The sequence below is a fragment of the Priestia sp. BR_2 genome (assembly GCF_041954005.1).
In the GTDB taxonomy this organism is placed as follows: domain Bacteria; phylum Bacillota; class Bacilli; order Paenibacillales; family Paenibacillaceae; genus Paenibacillus_AQ; species Paenibacillus_AQ lautus_A.
Window position 1 is genome coordinate 1 of sequence record NZ_JAVFHM010000281.1, and the last position, 17,626, is coordinate 17,626.

The 17,626-nt window shown below is 50.9% G+C and carries 16 protein-coding genes, 1 rRNA gene and 1 other RNA gene; 1 reads left to right on the forward strand and 17 read right to left on the reverse strand.

All coding sequences use genetic code 11. From position 1 onward, the window contains the following. The 15 genes from RB298_RS21610 to rpoE form a co-directional block, all read right to left on the reverse strand. Window positions 1–202 (reverse strand): 16S ribosomal RNA (locus tag RB298_RS21610); the annotation flags it as partial. A 331-nt stretch (window positions 203–533) separates the two neighbouring features. Next, window positions 534–803 (reverse strand): pro-sigmaK processing inhibitor BofA family protein, encoded by a 270-nt coding sequence (locus RB298_RS21615; RefSeq protein ID WP_009595500.1) that lies wholly within the window; start codon window positions 801–803, stop codon window positions 534–536. 49 nt (window positions 804–852) lie between these two features. Continuing rightward, window positions 853–1,140, reverse strand: coding sequence for a hypothetical protein (locus RB298_RS21620; RefSeq protein ID WP_009595542.1), 288 nt, complete (start codon window positions 1,138–1,140; stop codon window positions 853–855). A gap of 224 nt (window positions 1,141–1,364) precedes the next feature. Next, window positions 1,365–1,964: a recombination mediator RecR gene (recR, locus tag RB298_RS21625; protein ID WP_009595539.1), complete on the reverse strand. Its 600-nt coding sequence runs from the start codon at window positions 1,962–1,964 to the stop codon at window positions 1,365–1,367. A 25-nt stretch (window positions 1,965–1,989) separates the two neighbouring features. Further along, window positions 1,990–2,301, reverse strand: a complete 312-nt coding sequence (locus RB298_RS21630) for a YbaB/EbfC family nucleoid-associated protein (protein WP_009595540.1) — start codon at window positions 2,299–2,301, stop codon at window positions 1,990–1,992. Window positions 2,302–2,342: 41 nt separating this feature from the next. Beyond that, the gene (dnaX, locus tag RB298_RS21635; protein WP_486048556.1) at window positions 2,343–4,058 is read right to left on the reverse strand and encodes a DNA polymerase III subunit gamma/tau; all 1,716 of its coding nucleotides are present in this window, start codon (window positions 4,056–4,058) and stop codon (window positions 2,343–2,345) included. Window positions 4,059–4,353: 295 nt separating this feature from the next. After that, window positions 4,354–4,620: signal recognition particle sRNA large type (ffs, locus tag RB298_RS21640), an RNA gene on the reverse strand. Window positions 4,621–4,737: 117 nt separating this feature from the next. Continuing rightward, on the reverse strand, window positions 4,738–4,935 hold the full coding sequence (rpmE, locus tag RB298_RS21645; RefSeq protein WP_006207505.1) for a 50S ribosomal protein L31: 198 nt from the start codon (window positions 4,933–4,935) through the stop codon (window positions 4,738–4,740). A 172-nt stretch (window positions 4,936–5,107) separates the two neighbouring features. Then, window positions 5,108–6,385, reverse strand: a complete 1,278-nt coding sequence (locus tag RB298_RS21650) for a radical SAM family protein (protein WP_009595518.1) — start codon at window positions 6,383–6,385, stop codon at window positions 5,108–5,110. 32 nt (window positions 6,386–6,417) lie between these two features. After that, entirely contained in the window at window positions 6,418–7,746 is a 1,329-nt protein-coding gene (gene rho, locus RB298_RS21655; RefSeq protein WP_012818386.1) for a transcription termination factor Rho, read from the reverse strand. A 154-nt stretch (window positions 7,747–7,900) separates the two neighbouring features. Next, on the reverse strand, window positions 7,901–9,160 hold the full coding sequence (locus RB298_RS21660; protein ID WP_036662837.1) for a UDP-N-acetylglucosamine 1-carboxyvinyltransferase: 1,260 nt from the start codon (window positions 9,158–9,160) through the stop codon (window positions 7,901–7,903). A gap of 321 nt (window positions 9,161–9,481) precedes the next feature. Beyond that, a complete protein-coding gene (fba, locus tag RB298_RS21665) occupies window positions 9,482–10,336 on the reverse strand; it encodes a class II fructose-1,6-bisphosphate aldolase (RefSeq protein ID WP_012818384.1) in 855 nt (284 codons plus the stop codon). A gap of 174 nt (window positions 10,337–10,510) precedes the next feature. After that, the gene (locus tag RB298_RS21670; RefSeq protein ID WP_009595517.1) at window positions 10,511–10,903 is read right to left on the reverse strand and encodes a response regulator; all 393 of its coding nucleotides are present in this window, start codon (window positions 10,901–10,903) and stop codon (window positions 10,511–10,513) included. A 271-nt stretch (window positions 10,904–11,174) separates the two neighbouring features. Continuing rightward, window positions 11,175–12,776 (reverse strand): CTP synthase, encoded by a 1,602-nt coding sequence (gene pyrG / locus RB298_RS21675; RefSeq protein WP_096777301.1) that lies wholly within the window; start codon window positions 12,774–12,776, stop codon window positions 11,175–11,177. Between the two features lie 526 nt (window positions 12,777–13,302). After that, window positions 13,303–13,866, reverse strand: a complete 564-nt coding sequence (gene rpoE / locus RB298_RS21680) for a DNA-directed RNA polymerase subunit delta (protein WP_090914358.1) — start codon at window positions 13,864–13,866, stop codon at window positions 13,303–13,305. Window positions 13,867–14,231: 365 nt separating this feature from the next. On the opposite strand from rpoE, the gene RB298_RS21685 reads away from it, so the two are divergent. Further along, the gene (locus RB298_RS21685; protein WP_012818380.1) at window positions 14,232–15,380 is read left to right on the forward strand and encodes a S8 family peptidase; all 1,149 of its coding nucleotides are present in this window, start codon (window positions 14,232–14,234) and stop codon (window positions 15,378–15,380) included. 111 nt (window positions 15,381–15,491) lie between these two features. Here RB298_RS21685 and argS read toward each other — a convergent pair whose 3' ends face one another. Together argS and RB298_RS21695 are read right to left on the reverse strand one after the other, a co-directional pair. Further along, window positions 15,492–17,171 (reverse strand): arginine--tRNA ligase, encoded by a 1,680-nt coding sequence (gene argS, locus RB298_RS21690; RefSeq protein WP_486048561.1) that lies wholly within the window; start codon window positions 17,169–17,171, stop codon window positions 15,492–15,494. Beyond that, on the reverse strand, window positions 17,168–17,593 hold the full coding sequence (locus RB298_RS21695) for a YwiB family protein (protein ID WP_096777299.1): 426 nt from the start codon (window positions 17,591–17,593) through the stop codon (window positions 17,168–17,170). The genes argS and RB298_RS21695 overlap by 4 nt, the downstream gene beginning before the upstream one ends. Window positions 17,594–17,626: the final 33 nt, after the last annotated feature.

Here is a 17,626-nt window from a genome sequence, read left to right on the forward strand (position 1 = left end):
CACAATGCTGCAAAATAAATTATCCGGTATTAGCTACCGTTTCCGGTAGTTATCCCAGTCTTGAGGGCAGGTTGCCTACGTGTTACTCACCCGTCCGCCGCTAACCATCAGGAGTGCAAGCACTCCATCAAGTCCGCTCGACTTGCATGTATTAGGCACGCCGCCAGCGTTCGTCCTGAGCCAGGATCAAACTCTCCAATAAAGTTTGACTTGCTCATTTCTTAACTGACGAGAATTTGTTCAATTCTCTTTATGCTCCATCATCCGACAAACCAAAGCTTGTACATGATGATTTCGCAATGGATCCCACTAGTGAAATCCTTACTCACTCGTTGTTCAGTTTTCAAAGATCAATCACATTTTGTTTGTCATCCGCATCTCAGCGGCGACTTTTATAATATATCATACTAGCTTGCTGTTGGTCAAGAAGTTTTTTTAATTATTTTCAAATTCAAGTTCTGCCTGACCGGTGAATCTCTATCACCCGCAATCAAACGGGCGAACATTAATGTATCATAGAATATGAGCATACGTCAACTACCTAATATCGTAAATTTTAAACCGACAAGTAGGGCCACACCCGGCAAGCCCAGGACCATGACCGTTCCTATGGTCATCGGATTCAGAGGAATATACGCTTCAGCTGCTAGTCCGGTGAAATTCACAACATAGATAGCTACAGCCGAAAGGGCCAGATGCGCCCCGAATACAGTCAGCCATCCCAGCCCGAGCTTCTTTCTAAACACAACATAGATAAGCAGCAAGAGCGATATGCATAGTACGCCAAGCACAATCAATTTCATAGATACTCCTCCTTCAAAGGTCAATAGGAATCCTATCAATCACTCTCGGTTAACCGTTCTCCCTTTTTTGCTCGATATACTGCATCCTTGCTCCATCCAGATTAAGCTGCTTGGCCTGTTTAAGATTCATCTGGTATTTGCGCTCTGCCGCCTCCAACATGTAGATCGCATAATCGATCTGATCCTGTCCCGTAGCCTCCTGGAACAGCAAGTGCGCCCGCTCCCACTCCATCTGGGATCTCTGGACGTCCAGGAAGACATGCCACATCCGTTCTTGCTCCTCTGCCGTGATATACGTTTCCTCTTCTTTCTTCCTCGACTTCCACCATATCTTCATTCCGTTCACTCCCTATGAATATGAATGATTGACCTGCCCTTATAAAGACCGTCTGTAACATTCATATCGAGAGAGGGACAAACTTAGAACCATAAGAACACTTTCAATTTCTACTTTCTTGGCCTAGAAATGCGCAAACAAAAAACGAGCCATCAGAATCGCTTCCAATGCTCGTTCTTGTGTTGCTTTCATATTTCAATCAAATGCTGCAGGGATCCATAATATCAGTTCAGTTCTCTTCGACCTTCAAGCGCTTTGGATAAAGTCACTTCATCTGCGTACTCCAGGTCACCGCCAACCGGCAGTCCATGGGCAATACGAGTCACCTTAATATCAAAAGGACGGACCAGGCGCGATATGTACATCGCCGTTGCCTCTCCCTCGATATTAGCGTTCGTCGCCAAAATGAGTTCTTTCACTCGTTCGTCACTCAAGCGCGTGAGGAGCTCCTTCAAACGGATTTCATCCGGCCCGATCCCCTCCATCGGAGATATGGCCCCATGGAGGACATGATAGTAGCCCTCGAATTCCTTCGTGCGCTCCATCGCCACCAGATCCTTCGCATCCTGTACAACGCAGATGATCGAAGCATCCCGAGTCTTGTCCTGACATACCCGGCATGGATCCGTATCCGTGATGTTGCAGCAGACGGAGCAGTAGTGCAGATTCCTTTTGACACTGACTAGCGCTTTGGCAAAATCAATAACGTCATCTTCCTTCATGTTCAGAACATGAAAAGCCAGGCGGGCGGCCGTTTTCGGCCCCACACCCGGCAGTCGCGTAAAGGCATCGATGAGCTTCGCGATCGGTTCAGGATAGTACAAATGTAACTACTCCTTCTAGGTTAGTTTAGAACAAGCCCGGGATTTTCATGCCGCCTGTGAATTTGCCCATATCGGCGTTCGCAATTTCTTCAGCCTTGGCAAGTGCATCGTTAACCGCAGTCAGCACCAGATCCTGCAGCATTTCCACATCATCCGGGTCAACCGCCTCAGGCTTGATGTTGATGGACAAAATTTGTTTATGGCCATTCGCTTCTACGGTAACCACGCCGCCGCCGGAAGTTCCTTCAACGGTTTTTGTAGCAAGCTCTTCCTGCGCCTTCAGCATTTGCTCCTGCATCTTTTTCACTTGCTTCATCATTTGGTTCATATTATTCATGATTCATCTCTCCTTATAATTAGGGTGCACGTAGGGACGCGCTAGTCTTTTATGACAACGAGGTCTTCTCCAAACAGCTGGATCGCCTCATCAATCCATGGTTTTTCTCCACCGGCATCAGCTTCTTCATGTTCCAGCTTAAGCTCTTCCGCCTGAGGCTTGCCTACTCCTTCTACCGCATCATTCCAGTCGCGAAGCATCATGGTCACCAGATGGTACGGCTTGCCGAGCATAGACTCAAGAACCCCTTCAATCACCTGTTTGTTGGCAGGTTTCTCCGTGGTTTCGCGGTGGATGTTGTTTTTGAAAGCGACAAGCACCTTGTCTTCCCATACGGATACGGGCTCACCATCCATCAGCCATGCGTGAACCGTTACCTTCTCCTCTTTCACGTTCTGCAGAATTTGGGCCCACTGCCGATGTACAGCGGTATAATCCTCTCCGGTCCGGGAGGATACATACTGATCCATATGCTGCGGAATCTTGGCCGTTGAAGCTGCTTTCGGTGCAGGTGTACGGGCAGACTTGGCCGGTTCGCGTTGATTCGATGCAGGAACACCGTTTTGAATCAGACGCTCCAGCTTTTTCTCAAGTGCGGCTACATGCTGTTTCAACTGAACCAGTTCTCCCGCATCGGCGGTAGAATGGGCAGCTGCGGCCCCGCCGCCGGATTGGGTAATGCCGGAAAGCTTGAGCAGTGCCACCTCAAACAGGGTTTGCGGCTGCGAGGCATATTTCATCTCACTCTGATAACGGTTGAGCGTATCAATCATTTGAAACAGCTCATCCCGGCTGAAGGCATTTGCCATCTCCTGAAACTCGGCCGGGTTCAAAACCCGATCGGTCAGCTTGTCGGCATCGGGAACCATCTTGATCATAAGCAAATCGCGGAAATAGTACAGGAGATTCTCCATGCATTTATCTGCGCTTTTTCCCTCCTGCATAAATTGCTCCACGATCTGCAGGACCAGTCCGGCATCCCCCTGCTTCACGGCGCCGGCCAGACGGCCAAACTGCTCTGAGGCAATGCCTCCCGTCATGTCCATGACCTGCCGGTAAGATACGGTACCTCCAGTGAAGGAAGCGATCTGATCCAGAATGCTCAAAGCATCCCGCATACCGCCATCCGATAGACGCGCAATATACTGCAGCGCTTCATGCTCAGCCGTAATGCCTTCTTCCCCGCAGATCTGCTCCAGACGTCCGGTTTGTTCCTCCAGGGACACCCTACGGAAGTCAAACCGCTGACAGCGTGAGATAATCGTTGCCGGAAGCCTGTGCGGCTCTGTTGTCGCTAGTATAAACATCACGTGTGCCGGCGGCTCCTCCAGCGTTTTCAGCAAGGCATTGAACGCTTCCGTCGTCAGCATGTGTACTTCGTCAATAATATAAACCTTGCGCCGCACTTCGGTCGGTGCGTATTTGACTTTCTCCCGCAAATCACGAATCTCCTCGACGCCGCGGTTGGATGCCGCATCGATCTCCTGGACATCCATGACGGCTCCGGACGTTATGCGCCGGCAGGCCTCGCATGCATTGCAGGGTTCCTCAGCCGGACCATGCTCGCAGTTCACGGCTTTGGCCAAAATTTTAGCGGCACTGGTCTTGCCTGTACCCCGTGGACCGCTGAACAGGTAGGCATGGGAAACCCGCTGCTCGCGAATGGCATTCTGCAGGGTCTGGATAATATGCTGCTGGCCCACCATGTCGCCGAACGACTGTGGTCGCCAAGCTCGATATAACGCGATATGTTCCACTATGCTTTACCCTCTTTCAACTTCCACTTCGCGAAGATTAGGAAATCCAAGGCTCACACCAAAGCCCAATCCTCACGTGCTTTACAAGTTATATTCATGGTCAATCCCAGCCTAAACGGCATGAGTCAACGGTTATATTATACTACATTCTATACTACTTTCCCCTGCCTTAGCAAAACGTTTACTTGGAAAACTTTATCCAAAGTTCACGTGAAGCATTCGCTCCAATTTAGAATCCCGCCTCGACAAAAAACACCCTTGCCAAAGGCAAAGGTGTTATGTGCAGATATGTATACCGTGCACCTGTTATTGATCATTGCGATCCGAGCGGCAATCCTGAGCAGCAACTCGGGCTAGGCACTCCTCCGGCACAAAAGCGGTCTTGCTTATGGCTGCTTCCTTCCGGACCTGACCAGGTTCACAAGTGCTCATTGCGGAGGACCCAACCGTCAACGTTGAGCGCAGGGACCAGCCTCACATCGACAACACCTCTAACAGGAATTCAACCTCGCTACAGCGGATTGCGAGTTACAGGGCACCGCTACCTCCCCGTCTAGCACGGCGAACTTTAGTATATCGCATGGCTACCAAAAAAGCAACCGACGGAAGAAGTTGCATACTCCATCGGCCCTGCAGACAGACAAAAACCCTTCGACCACAAGGGCGAAGGGTTTGTTTATTAGATACCGTATTTCTTCTTGAATCTATCAACACGACCGCCAGCATCCAGGAATTTCTGTTTACCTGTGAAGAACGGATGACAGTTCGAGCAAATCTCTACACGAAGATCGGGTTTCACAGAACCTGTTTCAAACGTATTACCGCAAGCACAAGTAACTGTAGTAACGTGATATTTCGGTTGAATATCTTGTTTCATTGTAGCTTTCACCTCTTTCCGCCCTGAGCCTCATGCGGACCCAGAGTTATATGGACACATAAAAGGAGTATAGCACGAGCATATTGAATGCGCAATAGTCCATACACAAATCATCAGACAAGTCCGCAATTGGAACTACACCCTATTTTTAGCACATTCGAGACCGTGCAAGTTATATAATCGAAGGCCGCTTTTTCGGTCTCGCCTGTCCAGCAGGGGGCACATGCGTATAGGAGCCGATCACCACATCCGGCAGCTCCTCCTGCATGATCTCGATCGCCTGCTTCATTCCGAGAATCTCGCCTTGCGCAGGCGGAATGAGGCCAAGATAGCTCTCAGGGTCAATATTCAGATTGCGAAGCTGAATCAATTTGAGTCCCGTGCGCCGGGCAAACTCGATCATGGCTTCCAGCTCTTCCTCGCGGTCGGTCACGCCCGGAAAGATCAGATAGTTAATGGATGTATATACGCCCTGATCCGTTGCGTAACGAAGAGATTTCTCCACATTAGCGAGCGTGTAGCCTCTTGGCTTGTAGTATGCGTTATAATGGGCATCCAATGCACTGATCGTGCTGACTCTCATCAGATCAAGACCCGCATCCACGATACCGCGGATAAAATCGGTCAGTCCCGCATTGGTGTTAATATTGATGTAACCCATATCGGTCTGTGCCCGGACTTCTCGCATGGCCTCTATAATGATCTTCGCCTGGGTGGAGGGTTCGCCCTCACAGCCTTGGCCAAAGCTAATGATCGACTCCGGAGTCTTCAGATGCTCCAGCATGACCTGCACCAGCTCATCCACTCTCGGACGGAAGTTCATGCGCGTCTGCGGGGAGACAAAGCCGCTGTCATCCGGCTGTTCCGAAATGCAACCGAAGCAGCCCGCATTGCAGGAGTAAGACACGGGAACCGCGCCTTCCCAGCGATTCAGGAAGGTGTTGGACGCCGTCAGGCATTCGTATCCCAGCGCACAGTTAGACAGATGTTCGTAGAGCCGGTTTTCCGGATACTTCTCCTTCAGCGTCTTAACCCCAAGCTCAAGGTCGTCCAGATCACAATTCACAGGATTCCATTTCTCGGGATCGTCGGACAAACGCGCCGTCGTATAGAAAGCGCCATCCTTCCATACGACCGCCGAGTAACCGAACAGCGGCAGCTTATACTCCTTGTCCGACTTCACGTACCCCGGCAGGCAAAGCCGGGTGTAGCCTTGCGGCAGAAGCGCTCCGACAGCCGTATACCCGTCCTCAAGCGGCATCATGTCACCGGTCTCCGGATCCATTCCGATCGCTCGGGTACTCGGCAGTCCGACCAGCGTAGCTCCCTCCGGCAAAGGTATCAATTCATCTTCCAATATCTCGACGATCATATCTCCGCTGCGGGCCAGCCCGAACAGCTCGGAATGATCGTATACATTCCCTTGTTCATCTGCATAAACCAAATACATGTTGATCTCCTATTCTCCGGTTGATTCAGGGCTTAGCTCTGAGGGGCCGTCGCCGCAGATGCACGCGATGGACGTCTGGCTGTCTGGCCCTGAGTCCCGGTTCCGCCGCCGTTGTTGGCATTCACGTCAAATGATGCCAAGAACTCCGCGTTATTCTTGCTATCACGCATTTTTTTAAGGAAGCCTTCCACAAAATCGGCAGAGTCGTTCATATTTTTGCGGATCGCCCAAATGGTATCCAGTTCATCCTTGTTCAGCAGCACCTCTTCGCGCCGGGTACCGGAGCGACGAATATCGATCGCCGGGAAAATACGGCGTTCCGCGAAGCGGCGGTCCAAGTGCAGCTCCATGTTGCCTGTGCCTTTAAATTCCTCATAAATGATATCATCCATCCGCGATCCGGTTTCAACCAAGGCTGTCGCCAGGATCGTCAAACTTCCGCCTTCCTCCACGTTACGAGCCGATCCGAAGAAACGTTTCGGACGATGGAATGCCGCAGGATCAATACCGCCGCTCAGCGTTCGGCCGGACGGAGGAATGACCAGGTTGTACGCACGAGCCAGACGGGTGATGCTGTCCAGCAAGATAACCACGTCCTTCTTATGCTCCACCAGCCGCAAGGCGCGCGACAATACCAGTTCCGCCACTTTGATATGGTTCTCCGGAAGCTCGTCAAAAGTAGAAGCAACCACCTCACCCTTAACGGAACGCTGCATATCCGTCACTTCTTCAGGCCGTTCATCGATGAGTAAAACAAACAGTTCAATCTCTGGATTGTTGGTTGAGATGCTGTTGGCGATTTCTTTCAAGAGGAGCGTTTTCCCTGCTTTTGGCGGTGCCACGATCAAACCGCGTTGTCCTAAACCTACGGGTGCAAGCAGATCCATAATTCGGGTTGACAACTGATTAGGGGATGTTTCAAGAACAAGCTTTTCTTGCGGATATAGAGGAGTCAAGGCTGGGAAGTGTAGTCGTTCCGCTGCGACGGCAGGATTCTCGCCATTCACGGCGTTGACCTGCAGCAGTCCGAAGTAACGTTCGTTCTCTTTCGGCGTCCGGCATTTGCCAGAAACCAAATCTCCGGTCCGTAAATCGAATTTGCGGATCTGGGAGGCCGAAATGTAGATATCCTCCGTGCTCGGCAAATAGTTGATCGGTCTCAGAAAACCGTATCCTTCCGGCAAAATCTCGAGTACGCCCTCCATGAACATCAAGCCGCTCTGTTCGGCCTGCGCCCGGAGAATGGCAAATATCAATTCTTTTTTCTTCAACTGGCCATAATAAGGAATCTGATACTTCTTGGCCAGCTTATACAGATCCGTCAGCTTCATGCCTTCCAAATCGGCTATTTGTAAATCCATTCAATAACCACCTATTCAATTATTTGTTTCTGTCGCAGCAGTTCCCTGCTGTCATGTAGTCTATTAGTCTATGAGAGCTTTACTAGGAGCATTACCCAAATCAGAGGGAGATATGCAGTTTCCACCACACATTTCCCTCATTTTGGTAAAAAAATCACTCTTCTTCGGTCTCACGCCACACGTCGGCACCCAGCTCTCGCAGATTGGAAACGAGATGGTCGTAGCCGCGGTCGATGAATTCCACGCCGCTTACCTCCGTTATCCCTTCAGGCACCGTCAGTCCCGCAATGACAAGAGCCGCACCCGCCCGCAGATCGGTCGCTTTGACCTTGGCTGCGTTCAGCGGGCCGCCTTCGATGATGGCAGAGCGTCCCTCCACGCGAATTTTGGCCCCCATGCGAACGAGCTCCGGAACATGTTTAAATCGGTTGCTATATACAAAATCACTAAGGACGCTGACGCCTTCCGCTTGCGTAAGGAGGCTGGTCATCGGTGACTGCAAATCCGTTGCAAATCCAGGATATATAAGCGCCTTCACATCCACATGCTGATACCGGGCTTTACCGATCACGCGGATGCTTTCGTCCAGCTCTTCGATGCCCACACCCATCTCGATCAGCTTGGCCGTGAGGGCCTCAAGATGTTTCGGGATGACGTTGTCAATCAGAACATCGCCGCGCGTAGCTGCGGCAGCAATCATATATGTACCGGCCTGAATCCGGTCTGGAATAATGGAATGTCGGCAGCCATGCATCTCGGTCACGCCCTCGATCCGGATGGTTTCCGTTCCGGCGCCCTTAATGACAGCTCCCATGGAATTCAAAAGTGTTGCAACATCTATAATTTCAGGCTCTTTCGCCGCGTTTTCGATAATTGTGGAGCCTTTGGCCTTGGCAGCCGCCAGCATAATGTTAATCGTTGCACCTACGCTGCTTACATCGAGGTAGATCTTCGCGCCCCGCAGCTCTTTGGCATGCAGGTGAATCGAGCCGTGTTCGTTGGTCACGGTCGCGCCAAGCGCTTCAAAGCCCTTGATGTGCTGGTCGATGGGACGAGGTTCAAAATTACAGCCGCCCGGCAGGCCGATCACGGCTTCTTTAAATCTTCCAAGCATGGCGCCCATCATATAGTAGGACGCGCGCAGTTTCTTGACGGGTCCGTTAGGCATCGGAATGGATTTGATATCAGAAGGGTCAATTCTCATCTGATTGCCTTCCCATGAAACTTGCCCGCCTAATTCCTCAAGGATCTCAGCATAAACAGCCACATCGCTGAGAAGCGGCAAATTATCAAGTACGACTTCCGATTCCGCCAGGATTGCGGCGGGAATTAACGCAATAGCACTGTTCTTGGCACCGCTGATTGTTACAGCACCTCGCAGTGGGCGTCCACCGCTGATCATCAATTTTTCCATAAGCTTTCGGTTCCCCCTACATCACTTCGCAGCCGGAAATGGTTCTGATGCCCGTCATACAAGAAAAACGTCGTATCGACGTTCCTAAAGGATGACAGACGCAATAAGCGTTCGTTTTCGTAGCGATTATCCGGTTGTGAAGCCTCACAATCCGCTTGCGCTTTTTGATAACTTAATAAATGAAATGGAAAAACACCGGCTATGCGGTGTGCTTTCCATTTCATTGTATGCAGCATAAGACAGCCTAAAATATCTTAGGTGATTCCTATCGTCATGTTGCGGCCACGAAGGCTACAAGCGACTTTTGTGTGTTACGGGTGATTAAGCTTGATTGTTGGAACCAAACTCACGGATTTTGCCGACAACGGTTTCCTTGATTGCCTCGCGGCCTGGTTTCAGGAATGTGCGCGGATCGTAAGCTTCCGGTTTAGCGGCAAGCACTTCACGAACAACTTTGGTGAACGAGATTTGGTTCTCGGTGTTAACGTTGATTTTGGAAGTACCCAAGGAGATAGCTTTCTTGATGTCATGCGTCGGGATGCCCGTACCGCCATGAAGCACCAACGGGAGTTTCACAGCATCGCGAATCTCTTCCATCTCTTTGAACCCAAGGTTTGGTTCGCCTTTGTAAGGACCATGGACAGAACCAAGCGCAGGCGCCAATGTGTCGATGCCTGTCTCGTTCACGATGCGCACGCAGTCGTCAAGCTTCGCGTACATTACGTCGCCGATAACGTCATCCTCTTGTCCGCCGACCATGCCGACTTCGGCTTCAACGGAAACGCCTTTGGCGTGAGCATACTCAACCACTTGTTTCGTTGTTGCAATATTCGTCTCAATCGGGCTGTGGGAATCATCGATCATAACCGAAGTGAACCCTGCATCGATTGCTTCTTTACATTTCTCAACACTTGAACCGTGGTCAAGGTGAATGGCAACAGGAACTGTAACTTTCAGGTCCTCCATCAAACCTTTTACCATGTGTACAACGGTGCTGAATCCACCCATGTAACGAGCTGCGCCTTCGGAAACACCAAGAATTACCGGCGATTTCTCTTGCTCAGCCGCTTCAAGAATTGCATATGTCCACTCCAGGTTGTTGATGTTGTATTGACCAACAGCATATTTACCTTCGAGTGCTTTGTTCAGCATGTCTGTCATTGATACTAATGGCATGGTTTCATCCTCCTATAGATGCTTAGTTTGTCTATGGTTTTTAGCCGATATAACATACGGACTTATTATACCACATCGCGTCATAAATACTAAACAAGCATTTCCTAAATTGCTGCGAAGGAACTCACATTCTGGCAAAAAAAAGAATTCCGCCCCTTGAGCAGAATTCATCATTCAACCGATGTTGTTCGCGGTCCCTTTCAGCTGCATGTTGACGGCTTGCCGCATCTCGTCGATGTCGAAGGGTTTGGTAAAATGCATCAGCGCTCCAAGATCGGTCGCTTCCTTGATCATGTCAAGCTCTCCATAGGCTGTCATCATGATCACCTTAATGTCCGGATTCATCTGTTTAATATGCTTCAAAATCTCAAGCCCGTCCATTCCAGGAATTTTCATATCCAGCAGCACCAAATCCGGGGCATGCATCTTCACGATTTCAAGGGCAGCCTTGCCGTTCGCCGCTTGGAACGTCTCATATCCTTCACTGCTGAACACTTCCACAAGCAGGATGCGGATCCCATTCTGGTCATCCACAATCAGCACTTTGTGTTTGCTTTGTTTGCTCATCCTTCCAACCTCCCGATACTTAAATCGTACAATGAGTATATGCAAACTCGAAAGTTCCTAACTTTCCCATAAACCGGCCATTATTTGTATTCGCCTGTAGATGTCGAATTCCTTCCTGTCCTAAAAAAAGTGAGAAAAAAAGATCGCGAATTGGCTGCATCCGAAATCGACAGCGCTGGACAGGGATTCCGGTCCTCAGCTCCACCCTTCACGCAGCGACAAACGAATTTGCACGCAAAAAAGAGCCTCTTCAAAAAGAGGCTCTTCCCAATTATGCCTGATGCTGGATCGAGGCTTTTACAAATTCACGGAACAATGGCTGCGGACGGTTCGGACGGGAAGTGAATTCCGGATGGAATTGCACGGCGAGGAACCAAGGATGTCCTGGCAGCTCCACGATCTCGACCAGGCGTCCGTCCGGTGAAGTACCGGAAATACGCAGGCCCGCTTTCTCGATATCTTCGCGGTATTGGTTGTTGAACTCGTACCGGTGACGATGTCTTTCGTAAACCAGCTCGTCCTGGTAGCAGGACTCCGCAAGCGATCCCGGAACCAGCTTGCACGGATACAGGCCAAGGCGCATCGTTCCGCCAAGATCCTCGATATCCTTCTGCTCCGGAAGCAGGTCGATAACCGGATATTCGGTAGCCGGATCAATTTCGGAGCTGTTCGCGCCGTTCAGACCTAAGATCGAACGGGCATATTCGATGACGGACACTTGCATGCCAAGGCAAATACCGAAGAATGGAATGTTGCGCTCGCGGGCATAACGGATCGCGCTGATCTTGCCTTCGATACCCCGGTCTCCAAATCCACCAGGTACCAGAATACCGCCGATGCCGTTCAACGTCTTTTCCACATTGTCCGCCGTAATTTCCTCGGCGTTCACCCAGCGGATCTTCACGTCGGCATTGGCATCGAAGCCGGCATGGGACAGGGATTCCACTACGCTGAGGTAGGCGTCATGAAGCGCGACATACTTGCCGACAATCGCAATCTCAACGGTCTTCTCCAGCTTGGAGACGCGCTCCACCAGATCTTCCCACTCGCTCATATCCGGCGCAGGAGTCGTCAGCTTCAGATGATTGACAACAATTTCGTCCAGGCCTTCATCGCGCAGATTCAGCGGCACCTCATACAGGGAGGACGCGTCGCGGCATTCTACGACCGCGTTAGGGTCGATATCGCAGAAGAGCGCGATTTTGGCTTTCATCTCGGTTGAAAGCTCATGCTCCGTACGGCACACGATGACATTCGGCTGAATGCCGATGCTGCGGAGTTCTTTTACGCTGTGCTGCGTCGGCTTCGTTTTCACTTCACCGGCTGCCTTAATATATGGAATGAGGGTTACATGAATATACATCACGTTCTCACGGCCAACATCGCTCTTGATTTGGCGGATGGCCTCCAGGAAAGGAAGGCTTTCGATATCGCCGACCGTTCCGCCGATTTCGGTAATGACCACATCCGAACCCGCTTCACGGCCCGCACGGAATACGCGCTCCTTGATCTCGTTCGTAATATGAGGAATAACCTGCACGGTGCCGCCCAAATATTCCCCCCGGCGTTCCTTGCTAATAACAGAAGAGTATACTTTTCCTGTTGTCACATTGCTGTTCTTCGACAGGTTAATATCGATGAAGCGCTCATAGTGTCCCAGGTCCAGGTCGGTTTCCGCACCGTCGTCAGTAACGAACACTTCGCCATGCTGGTAAGGACTCATGGTGCCCGGATCTATATTAATGTACGGATCGAATTTCTGAATCGTTACCTTGAGCCCTCTGTTCTTAAGCAATCTGCCGAGCGAAGCGGCGGTAATTCCCTTACCTAGAGATGACACGACTCCGCCTGTTACAAAAATATACTTTGTCACTGTTAAAAACCCTCCTATATAATCTCCATAACTTCAGGCGACATATGATGTTTATCCTAACCCGTTTTCCCCTGATTCATCAGAGGGACCAACAAAAACATCGCTCGCTTCCAATAATGGTGAGCGAGCTGACCTCCGACCTATTACAAACCGCATATATTGACGCTAAAATGATCCCCATCGGGCTGCCGGTACGGCATAACGTTATGAGGCTTCAGGGCGAGCGATTCCAATACATCTTCTTACTCTGCATATCTGAATCTTGGTCTTGCTATATTGGCCCGGAAGCTAGCGTCGTTTACACTTTCCGAGCCTTAAAAACAAAAAAAGTGACCCCGAATAAATAACGGGGCACTTTTATATTAAACATATTTAATCCACAATCATAAGCCCAAGCAATAGTTTACTCTGTGCCTTGTCTGCTTGTCAAGAGAAGAACCAACCTCAAAATTCCCCAATCGGCCGACATCGTAAAACAGAGTCATAAACCATGCGGACTGGCTTAAATTCCGAGCGGAATGACAGATTAATCTCTGTCGTCTTCCTCGAATTCTTCCTCTTCCAGATCTTCTTCCTCGGAATCCGCATCTTCGTCATCCAATTCGTCATCATCCAGAACAACGTCCTCATCTACATCATCGTCAGCATCGTCATCATCCGGGAAGAGATCGTCGTGATCATCGTCTTCATCGTCGATGCTGTCGAAATCCTCTTCGGCATCGTCACCGCTATAGGTATCCTCTTCATCCGTGAAGTCATCGTCATCGTCGTCTTCATCATTGATGATCCGCGGACGTTTGGCGTTCGCAATCGGATCTTCGGACTTCTCCAGCGGATACCAGCGCTTTAGTCCCCACAGATTCGTACCTACACATGCGAAACGTCCGTCTATATTGATCTCGGTATATAACTGGGCAATCGTTTCGTTAATTTCCTGTTCCGTAAAGCCGCGAAGCTTGGCCACCTCATTCATCAGGTCACGGTAATAATACGGCGTATTCGCCGCCTTCAGAACCATAAAAGCCAGGTCAACCATCGGGATTTCCTGAATCTTCTCCGGATCGATCTTTAAATTGAGCGGATTACTCACTAACGCACACTTCCTCTCACACAATCTTCACGTTATACCCTCAACATATCCATTATCAAAACTAAGTAAAACCTATTTGGAAATAAAAATCAAGTTTTTATGCTCCATTACCCATCAGATACCAAATGGAAAAAGACGGAGACGATTCTCTCCGCCTTCTGACTGTACCCGCCCCTAGGATCGACTCCTTACGGGATAGATAAGAGAACCTTGATATTCTCTCCATGTATCTTATGTTAGCCCTGCTGCTTTGACACGGTAAACAGGGCCTATTTCCCGGAAAAAGGGCAACATCCCATTCGGGCACTCTCCCCGGCTCATACAATACTGAAGCAACGGTTCATCGAGAAGGGAGATTGCCACACATGGATTACACCCGGATCATGCAATCACTACTTGCAGAGACGAACCCTATGCGGAACGTCCGGGAAATGAACCGGCGGCTCCTCACGTTTCATGACCCTCAGCTGTACCAGAAATGCATCCGCGAATGGAACCGGCTCGCAGGGAAAAGGCGTTTCCCGAGTTCGGTCAGCCGCTCGCCGCTTACTCGCACCATCATCGCTCCAGCTCCCCAAACCGCGAAGTTTGAAGCGGAGTTTCGGAACGAACTGATGGTTGAAGAGGATGAACAGGTTCATATCCACGCCATACAGGGGACAATAGGAACGCTAACCGGGATCCCATGGGGTATCAAGCAAATCAAAGCCCCTCAAGCCTGGTCTACCTCGACAGGACACCGCGTGAAGATTGCCGTTATCGACACAGGGGTGGATTTCGGTCACCCGGATCTGAAGTATTCGCTGACCCGAGGGGTCAACCTCGTCCATCGCAACATCCCGCCTTATGACGACAATGGGCATGGAACGCATATCTCGGGCACCATCGCTGCCGCGAACAGCACCCAAGGTATGATCGGCGTTGCTCCCAGATCTGTCGTGTATCCGGTCAAAGCCTTTGATCACAACGGCTCCGCCTTCGTGTCGGATATCATTCTGGCCATCGACTGGTGCGTGCGGGCCGAGATCGATATCATCAATATGAGTTTCGGCATGCAGACCCGAAGCCGCACGCTGCTGGATATCGTAAGCAAGGCCAACCAAGCAGGCGTCCTCATTGTGGCCTCTTCCGGCAATGACGGCAAACGCCGTACCGCGGACTATCCTGCCCGTTATCCCCAAACGATATCCGTCGGAGCTACCGACCGCAGCCGGAGAATCCCCGGCTTCAGTAACCGCGGGCAATTTGTCGATATTTATGCGCCCGGAGATAAAATCGTGTCAGCCTGGCTGCAGGGAAAATACCACGAAATGAGCGGCACTTCCATGGCCACTTCACACGTGAGCGGAGCAATCGCCCTGCTGCTTGCCCAGAAGCCTGACTTGAAAAAAACAGCTACGATCAAGGCCCTGCTGCGGCGCACCTCCTCCCCCCTTAAGCTCAAAAAAGGATACAGCGCCTCCGATGGAGAGGTAAATGCCTTGAAATTTTTGCGCGAGGGCATGAAATTATAAATTCGGTTCATCAGCAACGCAAACGCCCATTTCGTTCACGCATTAAAACAGCCGTCTTTCCAAAGAAAGACGGCTGTTGGCTGTTATGGCATATGAAAGGGAAGCCCCTTCTTACATGCGTTCCGGCGCCGATACGCCCATCAGGCGAAGCACGTTGGCAATGACCGTGCGGACGGCTGCCAGCAAAGCAAGGCGGGCTTGCGTTTGATTCGCGTCTTCCGTAATGACGCGTTCGGCTCTGTAGTAGCTGTGGAACAAGGAGGCCAGTTCATATACATACCGGATAAGCCGGTGCGGTGCATAGTTCTCCGCAGCAAGCGACACTTCCTGCGGGAGTTCTCCTAATTTGCGCAAAATGTCGTATTCATGCTCGGCGGTCAGAACGCTCAGGTTGACGTCGGCAAGCGGCAGGAGGCTAATGCCTTGCTCCTCCGCTTGGCGGAATACGCTGCAAATGCGTGCGTGCGCATACTGTACGTAGAAGACCGGGTTCTCGTTGGACGTGGACACTGCCAGATCCATGTCGAAATCCAAATGCGAATCCATGCTGCGCATGGTGAAGAAATAGCGGATCGCGTCCACGCCGACCTCATCCATCAAATCTTCCATCGTGACCGCTTTACCGGTACGCTTGGACATCTTCACCTTCTCGCCGTCCTGGAACAGGCTGACCATCTGGGCGATCAATACGATGAGTTTGTCCGGGTCATTGCCGAGCGCCTCCATGGCAGCCTTCATGCGCGGAACGTAACCATGGTGGTCGGCTCCCCAAATATTCAGGATCTTGTCATAGCCGCGCTCGTATTTATTGCGGTGGTACGCAATATCCGGCGTCAGGTAGGTATACGTTCCGTCATTCTTGACGAGGACGCGGTCTTTGTCATCCCCATAATCGGTGGTGCGGAGCCAGGTTGCCCCATCCTTCTCGTAAGCTTCGCCCTTGGCTTTCAGTTCTTCCAGGGATTTCTCCACCAGTCCATCCTCATACAGGGACGTTTCGCTAAACCACTCGTCAAAATGGACGCGGAATCGATTCAAATCGCGTTTGATTTTACCAAGTTCCTTCTCAAGCCCGAATTGACGCAGGAATGCCGTTCTCTCGCCAGGATCCATCGATAGCAAGGAATCGCCTTTCTCGGCTACGAGCTCTTTGGCAAACCCTTTGATATCCTCGCCATGGTATCCGTCTTCAGGCATTTCGGCATCCTGGCCGAGCTCCTGCAAATAGCGGGCTTCGAGGGATTTAACCAGGTTCACGACTTGGTTGCCTGCATCATTGATGTAGTATTCGCGCGTAACTTCGTATCCAGCAAAATCAAGCACATTGCAAAGGGCATCGCCTACCGCCGCTCCGCGGGCATGTCCAAGATGCAGGCTTCCGGTGGGATTGGCGCTGACAAACTCCATCTGGACCTTTTGCCCTTCGCCCGTAGCGATCCGCCCGTAGTTATCGCCCTGCTCTTGTACCAATGCCACGATCGGATAGAGATACCCCTTGTCCAAGGTAAAGTTAATAAACCCGGGCCCGGCGATCTCCGCTTTCTCAATGGAAGCCTTCGCCGTATCCAAATGTTCCAAGATAGCTTCCGCGATTTGCCGCGGGTTCTTCTTGGCAATCCGCGTCAGCTGCATCGCTACGTTCGTAGCCAAGTCGCCGTGCGACTTATCCTTCGGAACTTCCAGCGTAATGGCGGGCAGCTCCTCGCGGGACACCAGTCCGGCAGCTACGGCAGCGTCTCCTACCGCCTCTGCAACCAGCCCGTTAATGTGATCTAATGGATTCATAGTCATGATTCATGTGCCTCCTGAATAGTCAAACTGATCGAAAAGTGTCCCGAAAACTCGTCAAACACATATAAATCATACGCCCAAGCCGCTCGTCCGGTCACGCCCTCTAGCGCTAGCTCCAGACGCTGGGTGTGCGTAGACAGATTAAATGAAGTGAACGGGGAGCGATAATATCCAGGCAATTGCAGTCCCAGCTTAAACGCCTGCTCGGACTCCACCTCGCCATGACGGATCAGCTTCAGCTCGTCCTCCGTCAGTTTGAGCATGGCCCGGGTTTCCCCTTGATGCGGTCCAAGCGCCGGCTCCGTATAGCGCACATACAGCACCTTCCCCTTGATAAACGCCTCTGCGGGAAGCTCCTGTATCGTATTCTCTCCTTCGTGAAGGCTCTGAAGACGGATGTTCACTTGTTTTCGGTCGTTCATGTACGTTCCTCTTTTCCTTACCTATTGTATTAC

Bases quoted from the DNA above. Each gene is read 5' to 3' on its own strand.
- rpmE (WP_006207505.1), bottom strand. From the start codon at position 4,935: ATGAAACAAGATATTCAACCGAAATATCACGTTACTACAGTTACTTGT.
- fba (WP_012818384.1), bottom strand. From the start codon at position 10,336: ATGCCATTAGTATCAATGACAGACATGCTGAACAAAGCACTCGAAGGT.
- RB298_RS21695 (WP_096777299.1), bottom strand. From the start codon at position 17,593: ATGAACGACCGAAAACAAGTGAACATCCGTCTTCAGAGCCTTCACGAA.
- RB298_RS21660 (WP_036662837.1), bottom strand. From the start codon at position 9,160: ATGGAAAAATTGATGATCAGCGGTGGACGCCCACTGCGAGGTGCTGTA.
- RB298_RS21650 (WP_009595518.1), bottom strand. From the start codon at position 6,385: ATGTATTTGGTTTATGCAGATGAACAAGGGAATGTATACGATCATTCC.
- RB298_RS21620 (WP_009595542.1), bottom strand. From the start codon at position 1,140: ATGAAGATATGGTGGAAGTCGAGGAAGAAAGAAGAGGAAACGTATATC.
- RB298_RS21685 (WP_012818380.1), top strand. From the start codon at position 14,232: ATGGATTACACCCGGATCATGCAATCACTACTTGCAGAGACGAACCCT.
- RB298_RS21615 (WP_009595500.1), bottom strand. From the start codon at position 803: ATGAAATTGATTGTGCTTGGCGTACTATGCATATCGCTCTTGCTGCTT.
- argS (WP_486048561.1), bottom strand. From the start codon at position 17,171: ATGACTATGAATCCATTAGATCACATTAACGGGCTGGTTGCAGAGGCG.
- RB298_RS21630 (WP_009595540.1), bottom strand. From the start codon at position 2,301: ATGAATAATATGAACCAAATGATGAAGCAAGTGAAAAAGATGCAGGAG.
- rho (WP_012818386.1), bottom strand. From the start codon at position 7,746: ATGGATTTACAAATAGCCGATTTGGAAGGCATGAAGCTGACGGATCTG.
- RB298_RS21670 (WP_009595517.1), bottom strand. From the start codon at position 10,903: ATGAGCAAACAAAGCAAACACAAAGTGCTGATTGTGGATGACCAGAAT.